Origin of the sequence: Pantoea sp. ME81 (genome assembly GCF_903970985.1) — a bacterium.
In the GTDB taxonomy this organism is placed as follows: Bacteria; Pseudomonadota; Gammaproteobacteria; order Enterobacterales; family Enterobacteriaceae; genus Pantoea; species Pantoea communis.
The window spans coordinates 1-24,098 of sequence record NZ_CAJCKS010000072.1; the positions used below are offsets into that span (position 1 = coordinate 1).

A 24,098-nucleotide genomic window follows, 5' to 3' on the forward strand; every position below is an offset into this window, starting at 1 on the left:
GGGCTTCTCACCGGAGCTGCAAGGGGTTTACACCGAGGAAGATGACAGCGGACGTAAACACTTAGTGGCGAATATGATGGTGCGCTAACCTGCCCGACGGCGTGCGGTGCAATCACCGCACGCCGTCAGCACCTTATCAGTGGCGAACCACCTGAATTTTCTCTTTAGCCAGCCTTCCTGTGCGGTATGTCGCCTGCTTGCGGCGTTTACCGGTAATGTAAACACCGACGCACAGCACCATAAACGTCACCATCAGCGTCATCAGACTTTCGTAGCGATACTGTGGCAGATAGAACATATAGCCCAGCACACTGACAATCATCAAAATGCTCAGCCAGGTCAGCCACGGGAACAACCACATTTTAAAATCAGGCGTGATGCCCTGTTTTTCCATCGCCGTACGCATTCTTAGCTGTGAAACGGCAATCACCAGATAGACAATTAACGCGATCGCACCAGTGGTGGAGATCAGAAAGGCAAACACCTCGCCCGGAAAAGCGTAGTTGGCAATACAGGCGACAAAGCCCGCCAGCGTGGAACCCAATACCGCCACACGTGGCACGCCACCGTTGGATACCGTGGCGCATGAGGCCGGGGCATTACCGCGTTTACCCAGAGAATAGAGCATACGGGAAGCGGTATATAACCCGGAGTTCATGCAGCTGCACACGGCAATCAGCACCACCAAATCCACCACCAGTTTGGCACCGGGGAAGTTCAGGGTGGACAACACATACTGGAATGTTCCCTGGGCTAACAGCTGCGGATCATTCCATGCCACCAGCGACACCACGAGGAAAATAGACAGCAAATAAAATAATGCGATGCGGTAAACCACCAGATTAATCGCACGGCTGATTTTTTTACCTGGGTCTTTGGATTCCACGGCGGCAATGGTGACCACCTCCGCGCCAAAGAATGAAAAAATGGTCAGTAAAATACCGGTTAATACTGCGCCAAAACCGTGCGGCATAAAGCCAATACTGTTATATAAATGTGCCACACCACTGACATTTGCCAGCGGCCAGTATCCGGAAATCGCCACAATGCCGATGCCAATAAATCCAATAATCGCTACCACTTTGATGATGGCGAACCAGAACTCAAAGGCGCCAAAGTTTTTAACGCTAAAAAGGTTAGTGACAGTGAGCAACAGGATAATCGCAGTGGTAAATTGCCACGAGGCAATGGAAGGGAAATAAGCATGCAGAATATCGGCTCCGGCAATCGCTTCAACCGGAATCAGTAACACCCAAAACCACCAATATAGCCAGCCGATAGTGAAACCGGCCCATGGACCAATGGCTTTCGCCGCGTAGGTGGAAAAGGATCCCGAATCAGGTTGCAGCACGGCCATTTCCCCCAGCATGCGCATCACCAGCAGTACCAGCACACCGGTCATCGCGTAGGAGAGCAACACGGCCGGGCCCGCCGTGGCGATGGCATTCGCGGAGCCGACAAATAACCCGGCACCAATAATGCCAGCAATGGAGATCATACCAACCTGTCGATCTGAAAGGCCGTCGCCTAACGAGTCCTGTTTTGCGGGTGAATGGCTCATACATTTCCTCTTAGCAATTCAGGCATGACATTGGATATCCCACGGGATGCAAGCATCCGTGTTGACGAAATAATGTTGATATGCCCGATACGATGTTATTTTCCGCGATGAAGTGTGATCTTCATCGATATTTTAATTATTTAAGTCAATGCCAGAAATTATTTATAGAGCGATATGGGACGTTGTTAATTTATCTGTGGAGACGTGAAATAATCATTGCACCTTATTGAAAAAAGGGTCAATCAGGGCGGGAATGTGAGATGGGAAGAAAACGAAAGAATATAGAATATAAATGTTAGGCAGGTCGTGCGTGTGGTTGTAAAAACAACACGTTGCGATGGGCGAGGTTTCACCATATTGATTTCTTATTTTTGTGAGGTCAGGCGAAATTTATCGACGGGATATATCCCTGCGAGGGTAATTAAAAAAGAGGCAGTCAGAGTCAATCTTTTTCTCTCTGTCTGCCCCTAAAATAACTAATGCATTAACTCATCAGTTGATGATTAATACCGATGATAACTACGCTGTGCCTGATTCACCTTGTACAGATAGCGACGTGATTCGCCCGATGGATGACTCGTGGTCAGCGTTTGATACACATCATTAGGCGACATGTCGTTAATCTTCGCGAAGGCACGATCTTTATCGCTGGAGAACACGCGCAGTACGCTACCCGCGCCGCCGTTGTAGGCGGTAATTACCGCGTAGCGGCGTGACACTGGATCCTGAATCCCGCCTAAATAACTCTTCTGCAACAGCGACAGATAGGCCGTTCCCGCATCAATGTTATTGGCCGGATCGAGCAGATAGCTGCGGCTCGGTTTACCCCACTTGCCCTTCATGCGGAACACATCCACGCCAGCGGTGTGCTGAACCACCTGCATCAAGCCCAGCGCATCGGAGTTGCTGACCGCATAGGGGTTGAAGCTCGATTCCGTCTGCATAATCGCCAGAATCAGGGATGCATCTACGCCGTACTCTTCAGCGGCTTTACGCACCAGCGGCAGATATTTGTGCGCACGTTTGTCGAGGTGGTTTGGCACCATCGGAATGGTGACCGACCAGATGACATGCAGGCCAGAAGTGCGTTTTTGTAGTTTGTTCTGAATCAGATAATCGGCGAAATTGGCCGCGCGTCCCTGCCAGCGAATCGGCTGACCGGTGTTATCCAGCACCTGGCCGTAAAGCAGCGGCTCTTTACTGATCTGAATATCATTGGCATCGGAGTAGAGATCGACATTACCCGGATCGTCACCAATCAACAGCGTGGTGATGATCGCCTGGCGCAGGCTGGCCATCGGATCGGTGCCAGCAATGGTCTCAATGGTGATGCTACCGCTGTCGAAGTTGATGTGACTGCGGGTGTAATAGCTGTCGCTATATTTGACGTAATCCTTCGGTCCAGCGATCAGAACCTCATTGATACCCCAAATATTTTCAATGTTGGCGGCGAACTGCCCCATCAGGATGTCGAAACCGTTGGTGTCCTTAACCCACTCTTCGTGATACTGCGATTTTTTTTGTCCGGAGCAGGAAACCAAAAGTGGAGCAATCACTAACAGCGCTATCAGTTTTTTATTCATTGTAAATGCGTGCCTGATTCAAAAAGAGGGCCTCAAAGGGAGGCCCTGAACGATTATTTTTCTGGCGGGGTGAAACCTTCGATGTGCACATCTTTGCCTTCGAACAGGAAATTGATCATCTCCTTTTCCAGCACTTTGCGATCTTCCGGGTTCATCATGTTGAGCTTTTTCTCATTGATCAACATGGTCTGCTTGGACATCCACTGCTGCCAGGCTTCTTTGGAAATCTCATTGTAGATGCGCTTACCGATCTCGCCTGGATAGAGCTGGAAATCCTGCCCTTCAGCGTCGCGTTGCAGAAACGTACAAAAAATGGTGCGGCTCATTACTCTTCCTCTTGGATCACGCGCGTGTGCAGTGCCAGTTGCTGGGGATGGCGCAATTCGTGCAGTAAACGCTCTACGGGCGCTGCCAAACCCACTGACGGTGGTTGCGCTAAGTTATACCAGAGACCGCTCGCTTCATCCATCAGCGACCCGGCAGAAGGCCACGCCAGCCACATAGGCACAATGTCTAAGTGGAAATGACTAAAGGTATGACGAAAAGCCGTCAGCTGCTGTGGTTTGGCGTGAATGCCGCGTTCGGCCAGCCAGTCAGTTAGCGCTTGCTCACTGGTGAACTGTGGGAAGCAGAACAAACCGCCCCATAATCCCACCGGCGGACGTTGCTCCAGGAATACGTCGTCGCCGTGCTGAATCATGAGGAACCAGCCGGTGCGCTCTGGAATCGTCACTTTGGGTTTTTTACCCGGATATTCGGCCCAACTATTGTTGGCATACGCTACACAACCGTTGCTGACCGGGCAAATTTCACACTTAGGACGTGAGCGAGTACACACTAACGCACCGAGGTCCATCATCGCCTGATTAAACTGGCTTACGCCTTCGGCAGGTGTCACTTCTTCGCTAATCTGCCATAAACGTTTCTCAACGTCTTTTTTGCCCGGCCAACCGCCAACAGCATAACACCGGGCCAGCACGCGCTTGACGTTGCCATCCAGAATCGGGAAGTGCAGGCCGAGCGATAAGGACAGCACTGCACCCGCGGTGGAGCGTCCAACGCCGGGCAGCGCGGCTACATCATCGAAATTGCGTGGGAACTCGCCGCCGTGCTTATCCACCACCTGTTTCGCCGCTTTATGCAGGTTGCGCGCACGGGCGTAATAGCCGAGGCCGGTCCACAGATGCAGTACTTCGTCCAGCGGTGCAGCGGCCAGATCGGCAATCGTCGGGAAGCGCGCCATAAAGCGTTCAAAGTAAGGGATAACGGTGGCAACTTGCGTCTGCTGCAGCATCACTTCGGAGAGCCACACTTTATAAGGTGTCTTCTCCTGCTGCCACGGCAGGGTTTTGCGGCCGAAGCGCTGATACCACTCCAGCACCTGTTGCGCGAACTGCGGCGCTTGCATCATTTGAGGAAATATTCCGTGTTTGCTCTACAATCAGGCAGGAATTCCAGCACAGAGACATCGGGGTGTAAACCGGAAGATTGCAAAGGCTTGCTTCTGCTATCTAACTTTGCATAATGCCCGTTTCCCAGAAAAGGCTAACCAGCAGGCTTCAACATGATTAATGACGTCATCACCCCGGAATTTGATGAGAACGGGCGGCCATTACGCCGTATCCGCAGTTTTGTGCGCCGCCAGGGGCGCTTAACGAAAGGACAGCAGCTCGCGCTCGATAATTACTGGCCGGAGATGGGCGTCGAGTTCCAGCAGGAACCGCTGGATTTGGCAGCACTGTTTGGCCGTGAAGCGCCAGTGGTGCTGGAAATCGGTTTTGGCATGGGCGCCTCACTGGTGACCATGGCGCAAAATAATCCTCACCAGAACTTCCTCGGTCTTGAAGTGCATGCGCCGGGCGTGGGAGCCTGTCTGGCTTCTGCCAAAGAGGCAGGCGTGGAAAACCTGCGTGTGATGTGTCACGACGCAGTAGAAGTGTTGCAGCAGATGATTCCGGATAACTCACTGCGCATGGTTCAGCTGTTCTTCCCGGATCCATGGCATAAAGCGCGCCACAATAAACGTCGCATTGTGCAGGTACCTTTTGCCGAGCTGGTGATGCGTAAGCTGAAGCTGGGCGGCGTGTTCCATATGGCCACCGACTGGGAAGATTACGCGACACACATGCTGGAAATCATGAACAGCGTGGATGGGTATAAGAACCTGTCAGAAGGTAATGATTACGTGCCGCGTCCGGAAACGCGTCCGTTAACGAAATTTGAGCAGCGCGGGCAGCGACTGGGCCATGGCGTTTGGGATCTGATGTTTGAGAGGATTAAATAATGGCCGTACAGCGTAGCCGTCGTTTACGTAAAAAACTGCATATCGATGAGTTTCAGGAGTTAGGTTTCTCTGTGGCCTGGCGTTTTGCCGAAGGCACCACCGAGGAGCAGATTGATGCCACGCTGGATCAGTTTATTACTGAAGTGATCGATCCCAATGGCCTGGCGTATGACGGCAGCGGTTATCTGGTGTGGGAAGGTCTGGTTTGCTTGCAGGAAACCGGTAAGTGCACCGATGAGCACCGTGAGCTGGTGCGCAAATGGCTGGAGAAACGCGAGCTGTCAGATGTTCAGGTAACTGAACTCTTTGACGTCTGGTGGGACTAAGTAATCTACTGGCCTGAGATATCGCTTCAGGCTAGCTCACTTGCGCTTTTGGCGCCGGGCAGTGCGCTCACAAGTTGCGAAAGCGACTTGTACGCCCAAAGGGCGGCTCCGAAAGGGGCGAGCAACGTGAGTCATTCTTATGTACTCAGGCGCGATCCGATTACTGTGCGCTGACCGTCACCAAATTCGCTGCGCCGCTTACGCCTGACTTGTACTAACTGCAAAGGCGTGGGCGGCTTTTCATTTTAGGGAGATTTCATGGTTCGTAAGGCGCTTCTTACCGCACTGCTGCTGGCCGCAGCGACACAGGCGCAGGCTGATTATCAGTGCAGCGTTAATCCTCAGGATGATGTGATCATCAAACCGCAGAGCGTGCAGGTGGTCGGCACCAACGGTAATCTTGAAATCTCACCGCAGGGCGATGTGACCTTTAACGGGCAGAAAGCCAACGTGGATAACGCCACGCGACAGAAAGCCATCGACTATCAGAATGCGTTACGTCGGGACTTGCCGTGGGTGGATAACGGGGCCTCGACGCGTCTGGAACGCAGCCGTGTGGCGCTGGATAAAGTGATTGTGGAAAAGCTCGGTGCCAACAGCAACGTGCGCAATCGCCTGACCAAGCTGGATGGACAGCTGAAGCAGCAGATGAACCGTATCATTGAGCATCGTCCGGATGGTTTGACCTTCCACCACCAGGCAATTGACCAGGTGCGCGCCGATGGCGAAAAACTGGTGCAGAGCACGCTGGGCGGTATTATGCAGGATAGTCTGAACGAGATGGGCAGCAGCCAGGCCGCCAGCGGCAGTAATCCACTACAGGCGATTATGGGCAACCTCGGCGGTCTGCAGCAGGCGGTTCAGGCGGAATGGAATAAGCAGGAACAGGACTTTCAGAACTTCGGTCATGAGGTGTGTAATCGCGTGACGGATCTGGAAGGGCAGCGCAAAGCGTTAGTGCAGGGCGTTAAAGGTTAAAAAAAACCAGCGGGACGAAGTAGCGTGCCGCTGGGTTATATGACTGTTTGAACTACATAAACAGTTCAAGCAGCGAATTCAGGAACAACTTCCCTTTTTCGGTTATCTGCCACTGCTCTGCGGTTTCCACCACGTAACCTGCCTCGATCGCTGCATCCATCTGTGCGCGAATCACTTGCTCATCCAGCCCGGTATAGCGGCTGAAATCTGCACGCGGTGCGGCTTCCAGCAGACGGAAGCGGTTCATAAAGAACTCAAACGGCTTGTCATCGTTCTCCACGTTGTGCTGCTTGTCGAGGTACTTACCTTGCATAAAGCCGCGCGGATGACGGGTTTTCACCGTTCGCACAATTCTGCCATCCGGTTGCGTCAATTTGCCGTGGGCACCACAGCCGATGCCAAGGTAATCACCAAAGCGCCAGTAGTTGAGGTTGTGCTCGCAGCGATAACCCGGCTTCGCATAGGCCGAGGTTTCATACTGCTGATAACCGGCGGCACTCAGCAACTCATGGCCTTGTTCGTAGATGTCCCACAGCGCATCGTCATCCGGCAACACCGGCGGACGCGAGCTGAACATCGTGTTCGGCTCGATGGTCAGCTGATACCACGACAGGTGCGGCGGATTCAGCGCAATCGCCTGACGCAAATCGTCCAGTGCCTCTTCCAGTGACTGATCGGGCAAGCCGTGCATCAGATCGAGGTTAAAGCTGCGCAGACCAAGACCGGCGGCGAGATGGGCGGCACGTACCGCTTCATCAGGGCCGTGAATGCGCCCTAAGCGCTCCAGCTTCTGCGGGCTAAAACTCTGCACGCCAATCGAAATACGGTTAATACCGGCTTTCTGGTAGCCGCTGAAGCGATCCGCTTCCACGGTGCCCGGATTGGCTTCCATGGTGACCTCTGCATCGGCCGCCAGCGGCAGGCGCGCACGCACGCCATCCATCAACATTTGCATGGCGTTGCTGCTGAGCAAGCTCGGTGTGCCGCCGCCAATGAAGATGGTGCGCACTTCGCGGCCAGCGGTAAGCGGCAGATCCTGTTCAAGGTCGCTGAGCAGATGCTGCACATACTCGATGTGCGGCACCTCGCCTTTTAACGCGTGAGAGTTGAAATCACAGTACGGACACTTCTGCACACACCACGGAATGTGGATGTACAGGCTTAACGGAGGTAACTCAGGCATTGCGCATCGCATCCAGTAACAGCGTCAATGCTTTGCCACGGTGAGAAACAGCACGCTTTTCATCTTTACTCAGCTCTGCTGCGGTTTTGCCCAGTTCAGGAACATAGAATATCGGGTCGTAACCAAAGCCACCTTCACCTGCGGCTGCACGGGTGATTTCACCCGCCCAACTGCCGTGGAACACCAGCGGTGTCGGATCTTCCGCATGGCGCAGGTAAACCAGCACGCAATGGAACTGCGCCTGACGCTCGCCCTCCGGCACGTTTTCCAACGCCACCAGCAGCTTATCGAGATTTTGCTGATCGCTGGCGTCTTCTCCGGCATAACGCGCCGAGTAGATGCCTGGCGCGCCGCCGAGCGCATCCACCGCCAGACCAGAGTCATCGGCAATCGCTGGCAGACCGGTGATCTGCGCAGCATGGCGCGCTTTGAGAATGGCATTTTCAATAAAGGTCAGACCGGTTTCTTCCGCTGACTCAACGCCCAGCTCGGTTTGCGCCACGATATCGAGGCCGAAGGCCGCTAACAGATCGGCCAGTTCACGAACTTTGCCCGGATTACCGGTGGCGAGTACGACTTTTTGCATAACAGTTCCAGATTAACGAATTACAGCAAATACCAGAGACCTGGGAACAGGTCCATGCCGAGGAAATTCAGCGCGTACAGCACCAGAATCACAATCATGGCAGAGAAATCGATGCCGCCCATCGCAGGCAGAATACGGCGAATCGGTGCCATCAGCGGTTCAGTCAGCTGAATCAACACGTAATCAATCGGGCCACGTCCCTGGCTGATCCAGCTCATCAGCGAACGAATGATGATCACCCAGAACACCAGATAACCGGCGGATTTCACCAGTGACAACAGGCCGACTAACAGATTGGTGGGATCCACCGAGAACACGCCAACCTGAATTAACAGTAGCACCGGATATTTCAGGGTGGTCAGTACAAAGGCCAGCACCAGCGAGGCTGTGTCAATCGGGCCTATCGCTGGCAGCACGCGGCGCAGCGGCTTGATAATTGGCTGTGTAATCTTCACCACGAACTGTGACAGCGGGTTATAGAAATCACAGCGTGACCACTGCATCCAGATGCGCAGCAGCAATACCATCACGTACAGGTCGATCAGCGTTTTGACTAAAAACGTCATTGTTAACATGAGGTTCCTCAATTATTGTTGTGAAGGTCGCGCATAATCCCGCGCGCCAAATACGGCGGTGCCAATGCGCACCATGGTGCTGCCTGCGGCGATTGCCGCATCCATGTCGTCGCTCATTCCCAGAGAAAGCGTATCGACATCAGGGTAATCCTGTTTTAGAGCGTTAAACGCGTCAGCCATCTGCTGACATACCGCGAACTGTCGATCGTAATCTGACTCCGGCGCCGGGATCGCCATCAATCCGCGCAAGCGCAGACGTGGCAATGCGGCTATCTGCGCCGCCAGCGCCGGAATGGCCTCCAGCATGATGCCAGATTTGCTGTTCTCGTCACTGATATTTACCTGAATTAACACGTTAAGCGGTGGCAACGCTGCCGGACGCTGATCGTTGAGGCGGTGTGCAATGCGTTCACGATCCACGGTGTGACACCAGGCAAAATTCTCCGCCACCAGGCGGCTTTTATTGGATTGTAGCGGCCCGATAAAGTGCCACTGCAGATCAGGATGTGCGGCCAGCTCAGCCACCTTTTCAACCCCTTCCTGTACGTAATTTTCACCGAATGCCTGCTGACCCGCAGCAATCGCCTCTGCGACTGCGCTCGCAGGTTTGGTTTTGCTCACTGCAAGCAGGGTAATTTCTTCTGGCGCGCGGCCGCAGCGTGCAGCGGCAGTGGCGATACGCTCACGCACTTGCTGTAGGTTGTGCTCAATGGAAGTCATAGTCAGGAGAAGTTAAATGGATTTGGATGAAGTTGTGGCCCTTAGTGTAAAGCATAACGCCGCCGATCTGCACCTTTGCAGCGGACATTTACCGCACTGGCGACGGCAGGGGGTGCTGGAGCCGATCCCACAACAAACCGCATTGGATGGCGACTGGCTGGAAACCTTTTTGCAACAGTGGCTCAGCGGCGTACAGCAGGATGAGCTGGAAGCGAGCGGGCACGTTGATTTTGCCATCACCCTGAAAAGCGGCGTGCGTTTGCGTGCCAACCTGTTTATGCAGCGCCACGGTTTATCGCTGGCGCTGCGCTTGATTGACAGCCAGGCGCCCAACATCAACCCATTGCAACTGCCTGACGTGGTAACGCAGTTGTTGCAGCTGGAAGAGGGGCTGATCTTAATCACGGGTGCCACCGGCAGCGGTAAATCCACCACGCTGGCTGCGATGGTGGACAGCCTCAATCGCGAACAGGCACGCCACATTATTACGCTGGAAGATCCGATTGAATTTGTGCATCACAGCCAGCGCTCGTTGATACAGCAGCGGGAAGTGGGCGCACACACGGTGTCATTCCAGCAAGGATTGAAAGCGGCGCTGCGCGAAGACCCGGATGTGATTCTGTTGGGTGAGCTACGTGACAGCGAGACCATTCGGCTGGCGCTGACGGCGGCAGAGACCGGGCATCTTGTACTGGCAACGTTGCACACGCGAGGTGCCACGCAAGCGGTGGATCGGCTGGTGGATGTGTTTCCTGCCGAGGAAAAAAACCTGGTGCGCACCCAGTTGGCGGGCAGTTTGAAAGCGGTGCTGGCACAGCGTTTGGTGCCGGCAAAAAACGGCGGGCGAATTGGCTTGTTCGAGGTGTTGGTGGCCACGCCTGCGGTGACCAATTTAATCCGTGAGGGCAAGATGCATCAACTGCCTGGCGTGCTGCAAACCGGCGCGCAGTCAGGGATGCAGACGTTCGCGCAGAGCGAACAGGCGCGACAACAGGCGGGATTGATTTGAGAATTTGCGAGTCGATTCAAAAGGGCGGGCATGATTTGCGTGCCTGCGAGTTGCTACTAAAGGGCGGGGCATGATTTGAATGCTTGCAAGCCGATACAAGGGAGTGGGCATGATTTGAGTGCCTGCGAGTTGATACAAAGAGGCGGGGATGATTTTAATGCCTGCGAGTCGTTACAAAAGGGCGGGGCATGATTTGCGCGCCTGTGAGTCAATACAAGTGGCAGAATTGATTGGCGTGTTCGCAGGTTGCCGTAAATGGCGGGAGCACTATAGCCGAGCGAATAACAAGCAAGCTGTTGCCGCAATTTGTCAGGTGCGCATTCACGCGCACCTGGATTTCAATCAGTGCGTATCGAACCAATCTTCCAGAATGATCACCGCCGATTGCGAATCGACCTGACCTTTTTGCAATGCACGGAAGCCACCGCGTTCGAACAGGTCGGCGCGCGCTTCCACGGTGCTTAACCGCTCGTCCTGCAGCTCAACGCGCACGCCGAATCGGCCATGAATGCGATTGGCGAACTTACGGGCGCGATCGGTTAACGGCTGCTCGGTGCCGTCCATGTTCAACGGCAAGCCCACCACCACATAATCAGGCTGCCACTCTTTCAGCAGCTTCTCGATCAGCTTCCAGTCCGGCGTGCCGTCCTGTGCTTTGAGCGCGGTGAGTGCGCGTGCGGTGCCGGTCAGTTGTTGGCCGACCGCCACACCGATGCTTTTGGTGCCGAAATCGAAGCCCAGCAAGGTTTCACTGGCCATCAGGCGTGCCCTGCATCGCTGGTCATATTATGAATATCAATGCCCATGCTGCGTGCGGCTTCGCGCCAGCGCTCGGCGATTGGCGTCTGGAACAGAATATTGCTGTTCGCGGGTGTGGTTAGCCAGGCATTTTCCAGCAGCTCGTTCTCCAGCTGATCTTTTTCCCAGGCGCAATAACCTAAAGCCACCAGCACGTTATCGGGCTGTTCTGAGGTGCCGATCGCTTCCAGCACATCCCGTGAAGTGGTGATCACGGTATTGTCAGAAATACGAATGCTGGAAGAGTAAATTTTCTGGGCAGAGTGCAGGATAAAGCCGCGATCTTCCGCCAGCGGACCGCCGGCAAACACCGGTTTGTCCAGCTTGATGGCCGGGTCACGTTCTGATGGGCTGATTTTAAGTTTCTTCAGGATGCCTTCGACCGTCAGGTTTTCCATCGGTTTGTTTACGATTAAACCCATGGCGCCATCTTCATTGTGCTCGCAGATATACACTACCGAGCGTTTGAACAGCGGGTCCTGCAGCGACGGCATCGCAATCAAAAAATGATGCTGTAAATTCATTCTCACTCGTATACCAAAAATAACCGGCGCGGCCGCAGCCACGTCGGTTTTGGGTTCTCACGGCGCTTACACGCCGTTGACATCAGCCCAGGCGTTTCTCAATGGCATCCATCAGCATGCCGGTGATCGAGATCGGGAATGCAGCCTCGATTTCACGCACGCAGGTTGGGCTGGTTACGTTAACTTCGGTGAGTTTATCACCAATGATGTCCAGACCGACAAAAATCAGCCCTTTAGCTTTCAGCGTTGGACCCACGCGACGGGCGATTTCCCAATCGCTGTCACTCAACGGGCGTGCTTCACCGCGGCCACCGGCAGCCAGGTTACCACGAGTTTCGCCACCCTGTGGGATGCGCGCCAGGCAATACGGCACTGGCTCGCCATCCACTACCAGCACGCGCTTATCGCCGTCTTTGATCGCCGGCAGATAGTTTTGCGCCATGCAGAAGTTCTGGCCGTGATTGGTCAGGGTTTCGGTGATGACACCAAAGTTCGGGTCGTCCTGCTTCACGCGGAAGATCGAGGCACCGCCCATGCCGTCCAGCGGCTTGAGAATCACATCACCGTGCTCCTGCCAGAAGGCACGCAGCTGCTCTTTATTGCGGGTCACCAGCGTGTCTGGCGTCAGGTCGGCGAACCACGCGGTGTACAGTTTCTCGTTACAGTCACGCAGGCTCTGCGGTTTGTTGACGATCAGCGTACCTTGCTCTTCCGCGCGCTCCAGCAGGTAGGTGGCATAGATGAATTCGGTATCGAACGGCGGATCTTTACGCATCAGCACCACGTTGAGATCGGCCAGCGGGATTACCTGCTCACTGCCGAACTCGTACCATTTGTCGTAGTTCTGCTCAACGCTCAGCAGGCGCGTGCGGGCGTAGGTGACGCCACCGCGCAGGGAGAGATCGCCCATCTCCATGTAATGAATTTCGTAACCACGGCGCTGTGCTTCCAGCAACATGGCGAAGCTGGTGTCTTTTTTAATGTTGATGGACGAAATTGGGTCCATAACGATGCCAAGCTTAATCATTATTCTCTCCTCAAAGGGGGAATTTATTGCCCCGTTCCGTGACAGCGCTGCGGCTTTTCACGTGCGTAGTTTTAAAACCCTAAAAGTATCCCTTAACCCAGGTCACCAAACCTCACCTGAAGTGCCGTAATGGCCGTCAGTGCAGTGGTTTCTGTGCGCAGCACGCGTGGGCCCAACAAAATATCGGTGAAACCCTGCTGCGCGGTCATGGCTATTTCGTCTGCGGATAAGCCGCCTTCCGGACCAATCAGCAGGCGTACACGTTCAACCGGCTGCGGCAGAGTGTTAATACTGTGGCTGGCACGCGGATGCAGATTGAGCTTTAAACCGCTTTCCTGCTCGGCACACCAGGCTTCCAGCGTCATCGCTTCACGGATTTCCGGCACACGATTACGGCCGCACTGTTCACAGGCGGCAATCGCAATTTTTTGCCATTGCTGAATCTTCTTCGCCAGTCGTTCAGCATCCAGCTTTACGCCGCAGCGCTCCGAAAACAAGGGTGTAATCACGTTCACGCCGAGTTCGATTGATTTCTGGATAGTGAATTCCATTTTTTCGCCGCGCGACATCACCTGCCCAAGATGGAGATGGAGCGGAGATTCACGGTCATCAGGCTGACTGGCAAGGACCCTTACTTTTACACGCTTTTTATCAGCCTGGGTGATTTCGGCGTTAAAAGTCAGATTACTGCCATCAAACAGCTCAATTTGTTGACCGGCGGTCATGCGCAGCACGCGCCCGACGTGGTTAGCGGCATCTTCGTCGAGGAAGACTTCACTGTTAACTTCAAGAGGTTCGGGATGATAAATGCGAGGTATGCGCATGCGGTTCCTGCCAGCGTTATGCCGTGTCTTCGGACACGGCCCAATCGGAAAAAAGCTAGTGTAGGGTAGCGCTTTTAGCGCTGGCAAGCCTGTTGTACATAGGGATTGTGATTTCCCTGCACCTGCGCGATGCGGTTGTCGCGTTCACACTCCCATTGGCTTACCGGATATTGCTTGTTCCAGGCGGTGAACAGTTGGGTCTGCTGGCGTGACAGACGCAACTGATACTGGTCACGCATGTAGAAGTAAGTGCGGGCGATGGCACCGCGTGCACGCTCGGGTGGCTGCGCCAGCTTCTGCTTGAAATCGACTTTCATTGCGCACTGACCATATTGCGCGTCGCCGCCGTTCCACTGGCTGTACTGGAAGTTATTGCGATCGCCATTCACTTCACCAATCGCCGGTTGCAGATTGTGCAGGTCGCTTTCAATGCGGCGGTAATCGGCATCTTTACTGCAGTTTTTACGGCCGCCATTTTGCCAGCACTGGCGCTGATGGCCGAACTCCCATGCAGGCATCACATGTTCCCACTCAATACGTTCAGCGCGGTTGGCATTTTTACGCACGCTGTAGCCGCAGCTACTGAGATCGGGCTCGCCTTTCTTGCCGTGCCAGCTGATTTTGCAGCCGCAGTAAAATTCGGCGGGCGCATCGGCATTGATCTGCGCGGCGACCACTTTGGCCTGCTGGAAGTTATTTTGATTGTAGTGGGTGATGCTGAGGCTGAAGGCGCTAATGGGGGCAACTAATAAGGAGAGTAACAACAGCGTTTTGCGAGACATATTCCAAAAATTACCTGATGCGTAAAAAGGCGGCAGGGTAACAGAATGGCGCAGGGTGGGAAATCAGATAAACGGATTAACTTGCTGAAAATTCACCAGGTTGCAGCAAAGTACCGCATTGCACGCAGCGGTATTCACTTTCCCCCCGTAACACGCGATTGTGTCGGCGTACGGTGAGCTGATGTTGCTGACAGCGGCAGCGATAGGGGAAGGTATTGCTGCGCACCGACGCGATTTCGAACTGATGGGTACGACGCGCGGGAACGCCGAGCACGTTCTCCATCATCCACTTCCACTCTTTGCCGTGCGGTGGCACGCGACCAAAGGTTTTCCATACCAGCAGGTGCGCCAGTTCGTGCGGCACCACCTCGTCCACAAAGGCCTGCTGATTCTCCAGCAATAGCACCGGGTTGATGCGAATCTCCCATTTCTCCAGCCAGGCCGTACCGGCAGCGGTGCCGCGCTGCTGATACACCAGCTTCGGCTCGTCATAGTGACGCTCCAGCTTTTGATTGGCGAGCTGCAAATGGTGACGCAACGAGCGTATCACGGCTTGTTGCAGGGCAATGGGAAGGCGAGGTGTTTTCATGTCGGGCAGGATAACCTGGTACGCACAAATGCGCACCTGACGAAACGCACAAAAAAAGGGCCGCCAATCGGCAGCCCTTCGTATCGCTTATCGACCTTATTGCTGTCCGATATCGCGCAGTTTTTTGCCTTGCATCAGGTTGCGCTCGATGTGTTCCAGCGAGACGTTTTTGGTCTCTGGAATCAGCGCCACGGTCAGCAGGATAAAGAACACATTCAGACCTGCGTATACCCAGAAGGTCGGCGCGTTGCCCAGCGTGTTCAGCATGGTCAGGAAGGTGGCACCGACGATCATGTTGGCAATCCAGTTGGTTGCGGTCGACACGGTGATACCAAAATCGCGGCCTTTCAGCGGCTGAATTTCTGAACACAGAACCCAGATCAACGGACCGGCAGACATCGCAAAACCAACGATGAACATCAGCAGCATGGCGACAGCAAAGTATTGTGCGGAAGCGGAGTTAATGCCGATGTGCAGCATGGTACCGAGGATACCCATACCTGCAGCCATCACGATGAAGCCCAGCACCAGCGTCGGTTTACGGCCCCAGCGATCCACCAGGCCAATCGCAATAAAGGTCGCCAGTACGTTGACCAGACCGACAATGACCGTGCCCCACATCTGCTGAGTGGTATTGGCGAAGCCCGCAATCTCAAAGATTTTTGGCGCGTAATACATGATGACGTTCATACCGGTGAACTGCTGCATCACCTGCAACAGCACGCCCAGGAACACCGCACGGCGGAAGTTGCTGTTGCTCTGGAACAGCTGCCAGCCAGACTGTTTGATCTTCAGGCTTTCACGAATCTCATCCAGTTCACGTTTAGCTTGTTCGCTGGTATCACGCAGACGAGCCAGCACGCGTTCTGCACTGCGGAAATCGCCTTTCGCCGCCAGCCAGCGTGGACTGTTTGGCAGGAAGAATACGCCTACCAGCAGCAGCACGGCCGGAATGGTGATGATACCCAGCATCCAGCGCCATGCGCCTGCGTCACTAAATGCAGTGTCAGACAGATACGCGCCCAGGATACCGATGGTGATCATCAGCTGATACAGAGAAATCATGCTGCCACGAATCTTTTCCGGTGCGATTTCAGAAAGATACAGAGGAGCAGTGTAAGACGCGACACCTACTGCCAGGCCGAGTACTACACGTGCAGCAATCAGCATGTCCGGGCTAACCGCCATGGCTGACCACAGTGAACCGATCACGAACAGAATTGCACCCGCCATCAGGCTCTTTTTACGGCCGAGATGTGAAGACATCCAGCCGCTACCAATCGCACCGACAGCCGCACCGAACATCATTGAGCTGACAATCCACTCTTGCTCATGTGCAGTCACGTTGAAATCTTTGGCGATGAAGGGCAGGGCACCAGCGATAACGCCGATATCCAGACCAAACAGCAGGCCGGCCAGAGCCGCTAAGAAGCAGACAAACAAGGTCATCATCTTGTTCGACGTTCTGCTCTTATGAGTATTACCAGGCATAATGCCTCCGAAGTTTATCTATCATTGTTTTTATCAATGTTATGAAACCTGCCGACGGAAAAAAGTGAGGATGATCACATCAGTGTAATCGGTTACACACGCTGAAACCCTGCAATCCAGCATTTTCCGCCTGAAATAGTTACGTAACCAGTAAGGTATAGCACCCTTTAAGTTTCTGACATCTCTCTAAATATCGGCTATCAGACGACGCTGAAAATAACGCATTTTCATACGAATAACTACGCTGAAAATTCTCTAAATAACAGATTACAAAAGGTTATCAAAATGTAATCGTTAACACTTTGTTGTAAGCATCGAAAATGAAGTGTAGACAGCGGGAAAAAATGTGCAGGCTGGTTAACGGGCATAAAAAAGCCCGCAATAAGCGGGCTCGTTTTTGCAGGATTGTAAGATTACAGGCCCGCAGCCTCGCGCAGTTGAGCAGCTTTATCAGTCTGCTCCCACGGGAAGTGTTCGCGACCAAAGTGACCGTAAGCGGCGGTCTCTTTGTAGATTGGCTTCAACAGATCCATCATCTGAATCAGGCCGTATGGACGCAGGTCGAAGAACTCGCGCACCAGCAGGGTCAACTGCTCGGTAGGGACTTTCTCAGTACCGAAAGTTTCCACCATGATGGAGGTTGGCTCAGCCACGCCAATCGCGTAAGAAACCTGGATTTCGCAACGGTCAGCCAGACCAGCCGCGACGATGTTTTTCGCGACATAGCGTGCAGCGTAAGCAGCAGAACGGTCAACTTTAGACGGGTCTTTACCAGAGAACGCACCGCCACCGTGACGCGCCATACCGCCGTAAGTATCAACGATGATTTTACGACCGGTCAGACCGCAGTCGCCCATTGGGCCGCCGATCACGAAGCGACCGGTTGGGTTGATATGGTATTTGGTGCTGGCATTCACCCACTCTGCAGGCAGTACCGGCTTGATGATCTCTTCCATCACCGCTTCACGCAGATCGGCTGTCGAAATTTCTTCAGCGTGCTGAGTCGACAGGACAACCGCATCGATACCGACAATTTTGCCGCCATCGTACTGGAAAGTGATCTGGCTTTTCGCATCCGGACGCAACCACGGCAGTGAGCCGCTTTTACGCACTTCAGCCTGACGCTGCACCAGACGGTGGGCGTAGGTTACCGGAGCAGGCATCAGCACGTCGGTTTCGTTGGTGGCGTAGCCAAACATCAGGCCCTGGTCGCCCGCGCCCTGTTCCAGCGGATCGGTACGGTCAACACCCTGGTTTATGTCAGGAGACTGCTTGCCAATCGCGCTCAGTACGGCGCAAGAGTTCGCATCAAAGCCCATATCGGAATGGACATAGCCGATTTCACGTACGGTATTACGGGTGATCTCTTCGATATCAACCCAGGCGCTGGTGGTGATTTCACCGCCAACCAGCACCATACCGGTCTTAACGTAAGTTTCGCAGGCCACGCGTGCTTTTGGATCCTGTTCAAGGATCGCATCTAACACGGCATCGGAAATTTGGTCAGCGATTTTATCAGGATGTCCTTCTGATACGGACTCAGATGTAAATAGGTGTTTAGCCATTCTGTTCTTTACCTTACAAATGGTTTGAATTCGACTGCATAGCGTAAGTGGACCAGGCCGACTCGACGCCCCTTCAGGCAAAGCCGCGAGCAGTAGGGAGTATTGGCGTAATAGCCGACACCGCCTGGATGTTAACCAGTTTAGATGGAAAACCATCTGGACGGCTATTCTAGGTTACACAGTGAGCACTTTTCCAGTGCTTTTTCTGATTCCGCACGTTTACGCAAGTGAGCAGATGGAAGAAATTCCTGACACCTTCCACAGATCCCAGACAAAGATTTTGCTTTTTCACCCTGCAAACTGTATAAAACGCCGCTGCTGTCGACCACAGTACAAAAGGATGACGCCACCGCGCGTCGCGCCGTCAGAGCTATTCTCTGATTTTCACCCAGGCCGTTTCTCGTTTGCTGTTTGCAGGCGTTGGAGGTGATAAAAGTCATGAACCACACTTCTCTTCTTTTCGGTTCACTGCGCTCAACGGGCGCACTGGCAATCCTTTCCCAATCCAGTCTTATTCTTTTCTCTCGTCGAAGTTTTGCACGTTGCGGTAATTATCCCGACACGAGCGCCGGCTAAGCTATTCCCTCATTTCTGTCGCTGTGTTTCACTCGTCTTAGGCGGTGAAAAGCGTTGGCTTTTGGCCCGTTTTTTACTGACTACAGCGTGGTGTTTTACACTTAGAGTCAGCAACGTGCACGGCAACCCGATAATCGGAGCTCAGCAGGATGGGGAAATGTTTACCCGGACTCACAATAGCAAGACCCGGCAACTGTTTCATATTTCAACGGAAAATTGAGGTTCGCGATGTCTGACGACATGAAGAATATCAAGGGTTCGTCAGCTGGCGAACAGGGTGTACTCCGCTCCATGCAGGAGGTGGCGATGAACGATCAGGAAGCGAGCAGAATGCTGCGTACCTACAATATTGCCTGGTGGGGTAATAACTATTATGACGTCAACGAGCTGGGGCACATCAGCGTGTGTCCGGATCCGGATCAGCCGGAAGTGCGCGTTGACCTGGCGAAACTGGTCAAAGAGCGTGAAGCCGATGGCCAGCGTCTGCCTGCGCTGTTCTGCTTCCCGCAGATTTTACAGCATCGCCTGCGTTCAATTAACGCCGCCTTTAAACGTGCGCGCGAATCCTACGGCTACAAGGGTGACTACTTTCTGGTTTACCCAATTAAGGTTAACCAGCATAAGCGCGTGATTGAATCACTGGTGAACTCCGGTGAGCCACTGGGCCTGGAAGCCGGTTCGAAAGCCGAGCTGATGGCAGTGATCGCGCACGCGGGTAAAACCCGTTCGGTGATCGTCTGTAATGGCTATAAAGACCGCGAATACATTCGTCTGGCGCTGATTGGCGAGAAACTCGGTCACAAGGTTTACCTGGTGATCGAGAAAATGACCGAAGTGCGCCTGGTGCTGGAAGAGGCGGAGCGCCTGAACGTGATCCCACGTTTGGGGATTCGCGCGCGTCTGGCTTCGCAAGGCTCCGGTAAATGGCAGTCGAGCGGTGGTGAGAAATCTAAGTTCGGTCTGGCGGCGTCACAAGTGTTGCAGCTGGTGGATATCATGCGCAAAGCCGGTCGTCTCGACAGCCTGCAACTGCTGCATTTCCATCTTGGCTCGCAGATGTCCAACATTCGCGACATCGCCACCGGTGTGCGTGAGTCGGCGCGTTTCTACGTTGAGCTGGCTAAACTCGGCGTGAACATCAAATGCTTTGATGTCGGCGGCGGTTTGGGCGTGGATTATGAAGGTACGCGTTCGCAATCTGACTGCTCGGTGAACTACGGCCTGAACGAATATGCCAACAACGTGATTTGGGCAATTGGTGATGCTTGTGAAGAGCACGGTCTGGAGCATCCAACCGTCATCACCGAATCCGGTCGTGCGGTTACCGCGCACCATACCGTGCTGGTCTCCAACATCATCGGTGTAGAGCGCAACGAATTCAGTACGCCAGTGGCGCCAGATGTCGATTCACCACGTCCGATTCAGAGCCTGTGGGATACCTGGCAGGAGATGCACGAGCCGAACGTCCGTCGTTCGCTGCGTGAATGGCTGCACGATAGCCAGATGGATCTGTTCGATATCCATACCGGTTACTCTTCCGGCACCTACGATCTCGGCCAGCGCGCCTGGGCAGAGCAGCTTTATTTAAGCATCTGTCACTATATCCAGCAGCATCTGGATCCAAGCAACCGTGCGCACCGTCCTATCATTGATGAACTGCAGGAACGTATGGCGGATAAGATTTACGTCAACTTCTCGCTGTTCCAGTCAATGCCGGATGCGTGGGGTATCGATCAGCTGTTCCCGGTGCTGCCGCTGGAAGGATTGAACAAGATCCCTCAGCGTCGTGCGGTATTGCTCGACATTACTTGTGACTCCGATGGCACCATCGATCACTACGTAGATGGCGACGGTATTGCCACCACCATGCCGATGCCAGAGTACGACATTGATAATCCGCCAATGCTGGGCTTCTTTATGGTTGGCGCGTATCAGGAAATCCTCGGCAACATGCACAACCTGTTTGGCGATACCGAAGCGGTTGACGTATTCGCTTTCCCGGATGGCAGCGTTGAAGTGCAATTGTCAGATGAAGGCGATACCGTGGCAGACATGCTGGAGTATGTGCAGCTGAACCCTAACGATTTGATGACGCTGTTCCGCGATCAGGTGACACAGCAGAAAGACATCGACGAAGAGCTGCGTGCACAGTTCCTTGAAGAGTTTGAAAGTGGCTTATATGGTTACACCTATCTTGAAGATGAGTAACTGTTAATACGCATAGCGGGCCCTGTACAGGGCCCGTTTTTATTTACCTGCCATTCTATTTTCTTATTCCTCTATTCTTTTATTCGAAGTGTGATGAAGATCACTCTCAATAAATGTTAATCATCCATTTATAACTCGCGCCTAAAATACGTGTTTTCTATCCCCTTCATTTTTATTCACAAAGCTAAAGAACCGCTTCGCTTCAATCCCGAATATCCCTGCATTAGTTACTGATTTTGTAAGGATTGGATAGGTAATCTGTTATGTTTTCTTATCGATGTATAATAAAAATTTAAACATTAAGGATTGAATAGTCCCATCAAGAAACTACATTTTTTGACGTCTTTTGGAACCATGCATTCCAGAACGAAAAAAATGAATTTTGCGATGTAATTATCTTTATCAGACAAATTAAGAATAATTTATACAATAAATTCAATGTGTTCGTTGTTTTGATATCTGTCAAGATTGGCACCAACTTAAATTTTTCCAGGAATTATCCGATAATTTTGTGAAAGTAAATTAAGTTTACTACGTAAATTGATAGATTTAAACGATTGAATTGTGGTTGAGTCTTTACTGAAATCTATTTTGCAAACTGTAAGCCCTACGTTAGGCTTCAGTTAACGTGTTAAGATTTATCGATGTTTCCCTTACATCTCACATGAGTAATCCTGACAGTTCAGGAGTATCAGTAAGTTGCGGAAGGGACCGTGAAATGAGCAATCAACCTGAATACATTTTCTTGCTGGAACCCGTTCACGGTAAAGCCGGCGAGTTGATTGCATGGGAATTGTTAACCCGATTCTCAGATGATGCAGATATTAATAATAAACGTAACCCTTGCAGGGATGAGGGGTTCTTCAGTCGGCTTTCTGCTGACGAGAAATGGCAGTTATTCCTCCACCAGATCGGAAAACTTATTCAGCTATACCAGAAAGGGTTTGATCAGGTAGTCAGTGTAAATGTGGATAGAGATATCGTCGCCGGTATTTTTGAAGATGCTGAAATACAACAAAAACTGGCGAGTTTAACGTTGTTGCGTTTAGAGATATCCGCCTTCTTTACCGCGCGTTTTAACAGCGCAGACCTGCTGATATTAAAAGGTGTCGCGAAAGTGACACACGCCCCTTTATGGCTTGATGACTTTGGTCCGGGTTATTCCAACCTGACCATGCTCGATAGCGAAATATTTGAAATCGTCAAGATTGACAAAGATTTTTTTTGGCAATTTGGCGACGGTCACATTTTTGACACGCTGCTTAGCCACCTCAACCAATTATGCAAAGGCGTGATTGTTGAAGGCGTTGAAAACCCATCACACCTCGATTTGCTGGCGCATAAAGCGATCTACGGTATGCAGGGCTATCACTGGCAGAGTGTCTATCTAAATGATTTTCTTAAGCAATCCTGAGTTTGTGCGGGTTCGGCCACTACAATCGGGGTAGAAAAAATGTCTAAAAATGGGTTCATTGCATTCAATTTGATTTGTGCTCGCCCAATGGAAAATAAAGGCATTTCCCCCTTTGTTCCGCTGAAAAATAAACCCAGCCCATTCCCAGGATGGAGGCTTAACTCGGCTCAGCGCGATTTCATCATGAGTTTGTATGAAATCGACCAAGAGAAGAAGTGAATAGTCATCTGGATTATTCGCCATTGAAGCCGGTATCTGCGGATACCGGGCGTTTTTATGGAATTTAATAACTGCGCGGGATTTCGATAAAATGAATAATATCTCTATCACTCCTAAAGGTGGGACAGTAGCCTCTGAAGTTAGCGGCTCTCAAGTCAACTTAACTGCGCCAAGCGTAGTTAAACTTCACCTTAATCAATCAGATATTAAGTCTTTCACACGCAATGGTAATGATTTAGTCGTCACCACAAAATCTGGTGAAGTGGTTGTTATTCATAACTTTTATACAGCAGCAGGCGACAGTGACCTGGTGCTGCAGGACGACAAAGGTGCACTGTGGTGGGTTGAAGATCCGGGCACTGATGGGTTCCAGTACGTCAACATTGACAGCACCGAAGGGCTGCTAGCTGAGAACACCACCAATGATGGCACCATCGCGGCCTTCGGTATCGGTGGCGCAGCGCTGGCGGGCCTGGGGGCGATGTTTGCTGGCTCGGCAGGCGGTGGCGGCGGTAATGCCGCAGTCAGTGACGGTAGTACCGGTGGTGGTAACAACGGCGGCGGTAACAACGGTGGTGGCAACAATGGTGGAGGCAACAATGGTGGAGGCGATACCACTCCTCCAGCCGTAGTGACCAACCTGGTGGTCAGTGACAACGTTGGCCCCTATCAAGGCGCGATCACCACGGGTTCAGTCACCGATGACAACACTCCAACCTTAAGTGGCAACGGCGAAGTCGGTGCCATTATTCGCGTTTATGATGGCACAACGTTGCTGGGCTCCACCGTGGTGGGTGCAAATGGCACATGGTCCTTCACCTCACCAGCGCTGGCAGACGGTTCACACAGCCTGACCGTCACCGCGACCGATGCGGCTGGTAATACCAGCGCCGCCAGCGATCCGATTACCTTTACCGTGGATACCACTGCGCCAGAAGCGGTGAGTGATCTCAATGTCGGGAACAACGCAGGCTCGGTGGTATTGCCGATCGCCAATGGTGGATCCACCAATGACACCACGCCTTTGCTGAGCGGCAGAGGCGAGGTAGGAAGCATCATCACCATTCGCGATGGCGATACTGTACTTGGTAGCGTAACCGTTGGCAGTAACGGCAGTTGGAGTTTCACTAGCCCAGAATTAGCTCAGGGTAGTCATACCCTCAGCATCACTTCGACAGATGCGGCGGGCAACACCAGCGTAGCGACCACCATTACCTTCACGGTCGATACCGACCCACCGGCCAGCCCCACAGATCGGCAGACCGTCGTTGAGGGA

General features: G+C 52.9%; 24 protein-coding genes. 7 read left to right on the forward strand and 17 right to left on the reverse strand.

Translation table 11 applies throughout. From position 1 onward, the window contains the following. Positions 1–136: 136 nt before the first annotated feature. From H7A81_RS14415 to mutY, 4 genes are all read right to left on the reverse strand, one after another. A complete protein-coding gene (locus tag H7A81_RS14415; protein WP_160833042.1) occupies positions 137–1,561 on the reverse strand; it encodes an amino acid permease in 1,425 nt (474 codons plus the stop codon). A gap of 503 nt (positions 1,562–2,064) precedes the next feature. Continuing rightward, entirely contained in the window at positions 2,065–3,144 is a 1,080-nt protein-coding gene (gene mltC / locus H7A81_RS14420) for a membrane-bound lytic murein transglycosylase MltC (RefSeq protein WP_058959330.1), read from the reverse strand. Between the two features lie 53 nt (positions 3,145–3,197). After that, positions 3,198–3,470: an oxidative damage protection protein gene (locus H7A81_RS14425; RefSeq protein ID WP_034823278.1), complete on the reverse strand. Its 273-nt coding sequence runs from the start codon at positions 3,468–3,470 to the stop codon at positions 3,198–3,200. Beyond that, positions 3,470–4,555 (reverse strand): A/G-specific adenine glycosylase, encoded by a 1,086-nt coding sequence (gene mutY / locus H7A81_RS14430; RefSeq protein WP_034823277.1) that lies wholly within the window; start codon positions 4,553–4,555, stop codon positions 3,470–3,472. Before mutY ends, H7A81_RS14425 begins: the two co-directional genes overlap by 1 nt. A 153-nt stretch (positions 4,556–4,708) precedes the next feature. Here mutY and trmB point away from each other — a divergent pair, with 153 nt between their 5' ends. From trmB to H7A81_RS14445, 3 genes are all read left to right on the forward strand, one after another. Further along, positions 4,709–5,428 (forward strand): tRNA (guanosine(46)-N7)-methyltransferase TrmB, encoded by a 720-nt coding sequence (trmB, locus tag H7A81_RS14435; RefSeq protein ID WP_034823276.1) that lies wholly within the window; start codon positions 4,709–4,711, stop codon positions 5,426–5,428. Continuing rightward, positions 5,428–5,754, forward strand: coding sequence for a YggL family protein (locus tag H7A81_RS14440; RefSeq protein WP_034823275.1), 327 nt, complete (start codon positions 5,428–5,430; stop codon positions 5,752–5,754). Before trmB ends, H7A81_RS14440 begins: the two co-directional genes overlap by 1 nt. Before the next feature lie 258 nt (positions 5,755–6,012). Continuing rightward, positions 6,013–6,732 carry a DUF2884 domain-containing protein gene (locus H7A81_RS14445; protein ID WP_166932822.1) on the forward strand — a complete coding sequence of 240 codons (720 nt, stop codon included), beginning with the start codon at positions 6,013–6,015 and terminating at the stop codon, positions 6,730–6,732. A gap of 52 nt (positions 6,733–6,784) precedes the next feature. Here the strand turns inward: H7A81_RS14445 and hemW are convergent, their stop codons facing one another. From hemW to H7A81_RS14465, 4 genes are read right to left on the reverse strand one after another with little or no spacing between them, the layout of a single operon-like run. Next, positions 6,785–7,915 carry a radical SAM family heme chaperone HemW gene (gene hemW / locus H7A81_RS14450; RefSeq protein ID WP_058959334.1) on the reverse strand — a complete coding sequence of 377 codons (1,131 nt, stop codon included), beginning with the start codon at positions 7,913–7,915 and terminating at the stop codon, positions 6,785–6,787. Further along, the gene (locus tag H7A81_RS14455) at positions 7,908–8,501 is read right to left on the reverse strand and encodes an XTP/dITP diphosphatase (protein ID WP_097118062.1); all 594 of its coding nucleotides are present in this window, start codon (positions 8,499–8,501) and stop codon (positions 7,908–7,910) included. Before H7A81_RS14455 ends, hemW begins: the two co-directional genes overlap by 8 nt. A 20-nt stretch (positions 8,502–8,521) precedes the next feature. After that, entirely contained in the window at positions 8,522–9,076 is a 555-nt protein-coding gene (locus tag H7A81_RS14460) for a YggT family protein (RefSeq protein ID WP_034823271.1), read from the reverse strand. A 12-nt stretch (positions 9,077–9,088) separates the two neighbouring features. Further along, on the reverse strand, positions 9,089–9,796 hold the full coding sequence (locus H7A81_RS14465) for a YggS family pyridoxal phosphate-dependent enzyme (RefSeq protein WP_182057859.1): 708 nt from the start codon (positions 9,794–9,796) through the stop codon (positions 9,089–9,091). A gap of 16 nt (positions 9,797–9,812) precedes the next feature. Here H7A81_RS14465 and H7A81_RS14470 point away from each other — a divergent pair, with 16 nt between their 5' ends. Continuing rightward, the gene (locus H7A81_RS14470; RefSeq protein WP_182057860.1) at positions 9,813–10,805 is read left to right on the forward strand and encodes a type IV pilus twitching motility protein PilT; all 993 of its coding nucleotides are present in this window, start codon (positions 9,813–9,815) and stop codon (positions 10,803–10,805) included. A gap of 342 nt (positions 10,806–11,147) precedes the next feature. Here H7A81_RS14470 and ruvX read toward each other — a convergent pair whose 3' ends face one another. The 9 genes from ruvX to H7A81_RS14515 all read right to left on the reverse strand — a co-directional run bounded on the left by ruvX (position 11,148) and on the right by H7A81_RS14515 (position 18,845). Beyond that, on the reverse strand, positions 11,148–11,564 hold the full coding sequence (gene ruvX, locus H7A81_RS14475; RefSeq protein ID WP_034823268.1) for a Holliday junction resolvase RuvX: 417 nt from the start codon (positions 11,562–11,564) through the stop codon (positions 11,148–11,150). Next, positions 11,564–12,127 (reverse strand): YqgE/AlgH family protein, encoded by a 564-nt coding sequence (locus tag H7A81_RS14480; RefSeq protein WP_034823267.1) that lies wholly within the window; start codon positions 12,125–12,127, stop codon positions 11,564–11,566. The genes ruvX and H7A81_RS14480 overlap by 1 nt, the downstream gene beginning before the upstream one ends. An 82-nt stretch (positions 12,128–12,209) precedes the next feature. Further along, positions 12,210–13,154 carry a glutathione synthase gene (gene gshB / locus H7A81_RS14485; RefSeq protein ID WP_045814700.1) on the reverse strand — a complete coding sequence of 315 codons (945 nt, stop codon included), beginning with the start codon at positions 13,152–13,154 and terminating at the stop codon, positions 12,210–12,212. 92 nt (positions 13,155–13,246) lie between these two features. Next, complete coding sequence (gene rsmE / locus H7A81_RS14490) at positions 13,247–13,978, reverse strand: 16S rRNA (uracil(1498)-N(3))-methyltransferase (RefSeq protein ID WP_038644914.1); 732 nt, start codon at positions 13,976–13,978, stop codon at positions 13,247–13,249. A gap of 74 nt (positions 13,979–14,052) precedes the next feature. Next, a complete protein-coding gene (gene endA, locus H7A81_RS14495) occupies positions 14,053–14,760 on the reverse strand; it encodes a deoxyribonuclease I (protein WP_182057861.1) in 708 nt (235 codons plus the stop codon). A 76-nt stretch (positions 14,761–14,836) separates the two neighbouring features. Beyond that, positions 14,837–15,349: a SprT family zinc-dependent metalloprotease gene (locus tag H7A81_RS14500; RefSeq protein ID WP_182057862.1), complete on the reverse strand. Its 513-nt coding sequence runs from the start codon at positions 15,347–15,349 to the stop codon at positions 14,837–14,839. Between the two features lie 96 nt (positions 15,350–15,445). Continuing rightward, positions 15,446–16,840: a sugar porter family MFS transporter gene (locus H7A81_RS14505; protein WP_034823260.1), complete on the reverse strand. Its 1,395-nt coding sequence runs from the start codon at positions 16,838–16,840 to the stop codon at positions 15,446–15,448. A 413-nt stretch (positions 16,841–17,253) separates the two neighbouring features. After that, positions 17,254–18,405: a methionine adenosyltransferase gene (gene metK, locus H7A81_RS14510; protein WP_058959339.1), complete on the reverse strand. Its 1,152-nt coding sequence runs from the start codon at positions 18,403–18,405 to the stop codon at positions 17,254–17,256. 164 nt (positions 18,406–18,569) lie between these two features. Continuing rightward, positions 18,570–18,845: a hypothetical protein gene (locus tag H7A81_RS14515; protein ID WP_182057863.1), complete on the reverse strand. Its 276-nt coding sequence runs from the start codon at positions 18,843–18,845 to the stop codon at positions 18,570–18,572. Positions 18,846–19,209: 364 nt separating this feature from the next. Here H7A81_RS14515 and speA point away from each other — a divergent pair, with 364 nt between their 5' ends. From speA to H7A81_RS14530, 3 genes are all read left to right on the forward strand, one after another. After that, positions 19,210–21,189, forward strand: coding sequence for a biosynthetic arginine decarboxylase (speA, locus tag H7A81_RS14520; RefSeq protein WP_072016983.1), 1,980 nt, complete (start codon positions 19,210–19,212; stop codon positions 21,187–21,189). Positions 21,190–21,907: 718 nt separating this feature from the next. Continuing rightward, positions 21,908–22,603: an EAL domain-containing protein gene (locus H7A81_RS14525; RefSeq protein WP_182057864.1), complete on the forward strand. Its 696-nt coding sequence runs from the start codon at positions 21,908–21,910 to the stop codon at positions 22,601–22,603. Positions 22,604–22,913: 310 nt separating this feature from the next. Next, positions 22,914–24,098, forward strand: a 1,185-nt coding sequence (locus tag H7A81_RS14530; RefSeq protein ID WP_182057865.1) for an Ig-like domain-containing protein, incomplete at its 3' end; no start/stop codon positions are given.

Coding starts and splice junctions, on each gene's coding strand:
- H7A81_RS14415 (WP_160833042.1), bottom strand. CDS start 1,561: ATGAGCCATTCACCCGCAAAACAGGACTCGTTAGGCGACGGCCTTTCA.
- mltC (WP_058959330.1), bottom strand. CDS start 3,144: ATGAATAAAAAACTGATAGCGCTGTTAGTGATTGCTCCACTTTTGGTT.
- H7A81_RS14425 (WP_034823278.1), bottom strand. CDS start 3,470: ATGAGCCGCACCATTTTTTGTACGTTTCTGCAACGCGACGCTGAAGGG.
- mutY (WP_034823277.1), bottom strand. CDS start 4,555: ATGATGCAAGCGCCGCAGTTCGCGCAACAGGTGCTGGAGTGGTATCAG.
- trmB (WP_034823276.1), top strand. CDS start 4,709: ATGATTAATGACGTCATCACCCCGGAATTTGATGAGAACGGGCGGCCA.
- H7A81_RS14440 (WP_034823275.1), top strand. CDS start 5,428: ATGGCCGTACAGCGTAGCCGTCGTTTACGTAAAAAACTGCATATCGAT.
- H7A81_RS14445 (WP_166932822.1), top strand. CDS start 6,013: ATGGTTCGTAAGGCGCTTCTTACCGCACTGCTGCTGGCCGCAGCGACA.
- hemW (WP_058959334.1), bottom strand. CDS start 7,915: ATGCCTGAGTTACCTCCGTTAAGCCTGTACATCCACATTCCGTGGTGT.
- H7A81_RS14455 (WP_097118062.1), bottom strand. CDS start 8,501: ATGCAAAAAGTCGTACTCGCCACCGGTAATCCGGGCAAAGTTCGTGAA.
- H7A81_RS14460 (WP_034823271.1), bottom strand. CDS start 9,076: ATGTTAACAATGACGTTTTTAGTCAAAACGCTGATCGACCTGTACGTG.
- H7A81_RS14465 (WP_182057859.1), bottom strand. CDS start 9,796: ATGACTTCCATTGAGCACAACCTACAGCAAGTGCGTGAGCGTATCGCC.
- H7A81_RS14470 (WP_182057860.1), top strand. CDS start 9,813: ATGGATTTGGATGAAGTTGTGGCCCTTAGTGTAAAGCATAACGCCGCC.
- ruvX (WP_034823268.1), bottom strand. CDS start 11,564: ATGGCCAGTGAAACCTTGCTGGGCTTCGATTTCGGCACCAAAAGCATC.
- H7A81_RS14480 (WP_034823267.1), bottom strand. CDS start 12,127: ATGAATTTACAGCATCATTTTTTGATTGCGATGCCGTCGCTGCAGGAC.
- gshB (WP_045814700.1), bottom strand. CDS start 13,154: ATGATTAAGCTTGGCATCGTTATGGACCCAATTTCGTCCATCAACATT.
- rsmE (WP_038644914.1), bottom strand. CDS start 13,978: ATGCGCATACCTCGCATTTATCATCCCGAACCTCTTGAAGTTAACAGT.
- endA (WP_182057861.1), bottom strand. CDS start 14,760: ATGTCTCGCAAAACGCTGTTGTTACTCTCCTTATTAGTTGCCCCCATT.
- H7A81_RS14500 (WP_182057862.1), bottom strand. CDS start 15,349: ATGAAAACACCTCGCCTTCCCATTGCCCTGCAACAAGCCGTGATACGC.
- H7A81_RS14505 (WP_034823260.1), bottom strand. CDS start 16,840: ATGCCTGGTAATACTCATAAGAGCAGAACGTCGAACAAGATGATGACC.
- metK (WP_058959339.1), bottom strand. CDS start 18,405: ATGGCTAAACACCTATTTACATCTGAGTCCGTATCAGAAGGACATCCT.
- H7A81_RS14515 (WP_182057863.1), bottom strand. CDS start 18,845: ATGACTTTTATCACCTCCAACGCCTGCAAACAGCAAACGAGAAACGGC.
- speA (WP_072016983.1), top strand. CDS start 19,210: ATGTCTGACGACATGAAGAATATCAAGGGTTCGTCAGCTGGCGAACAG.
- H7A81_RS14525 (WP_182057864.1), top strand. CDS start 21,908: ATGAGCAATCAACCTGAATACATTTTCTTGCTGGAACCCGTTCACGGT.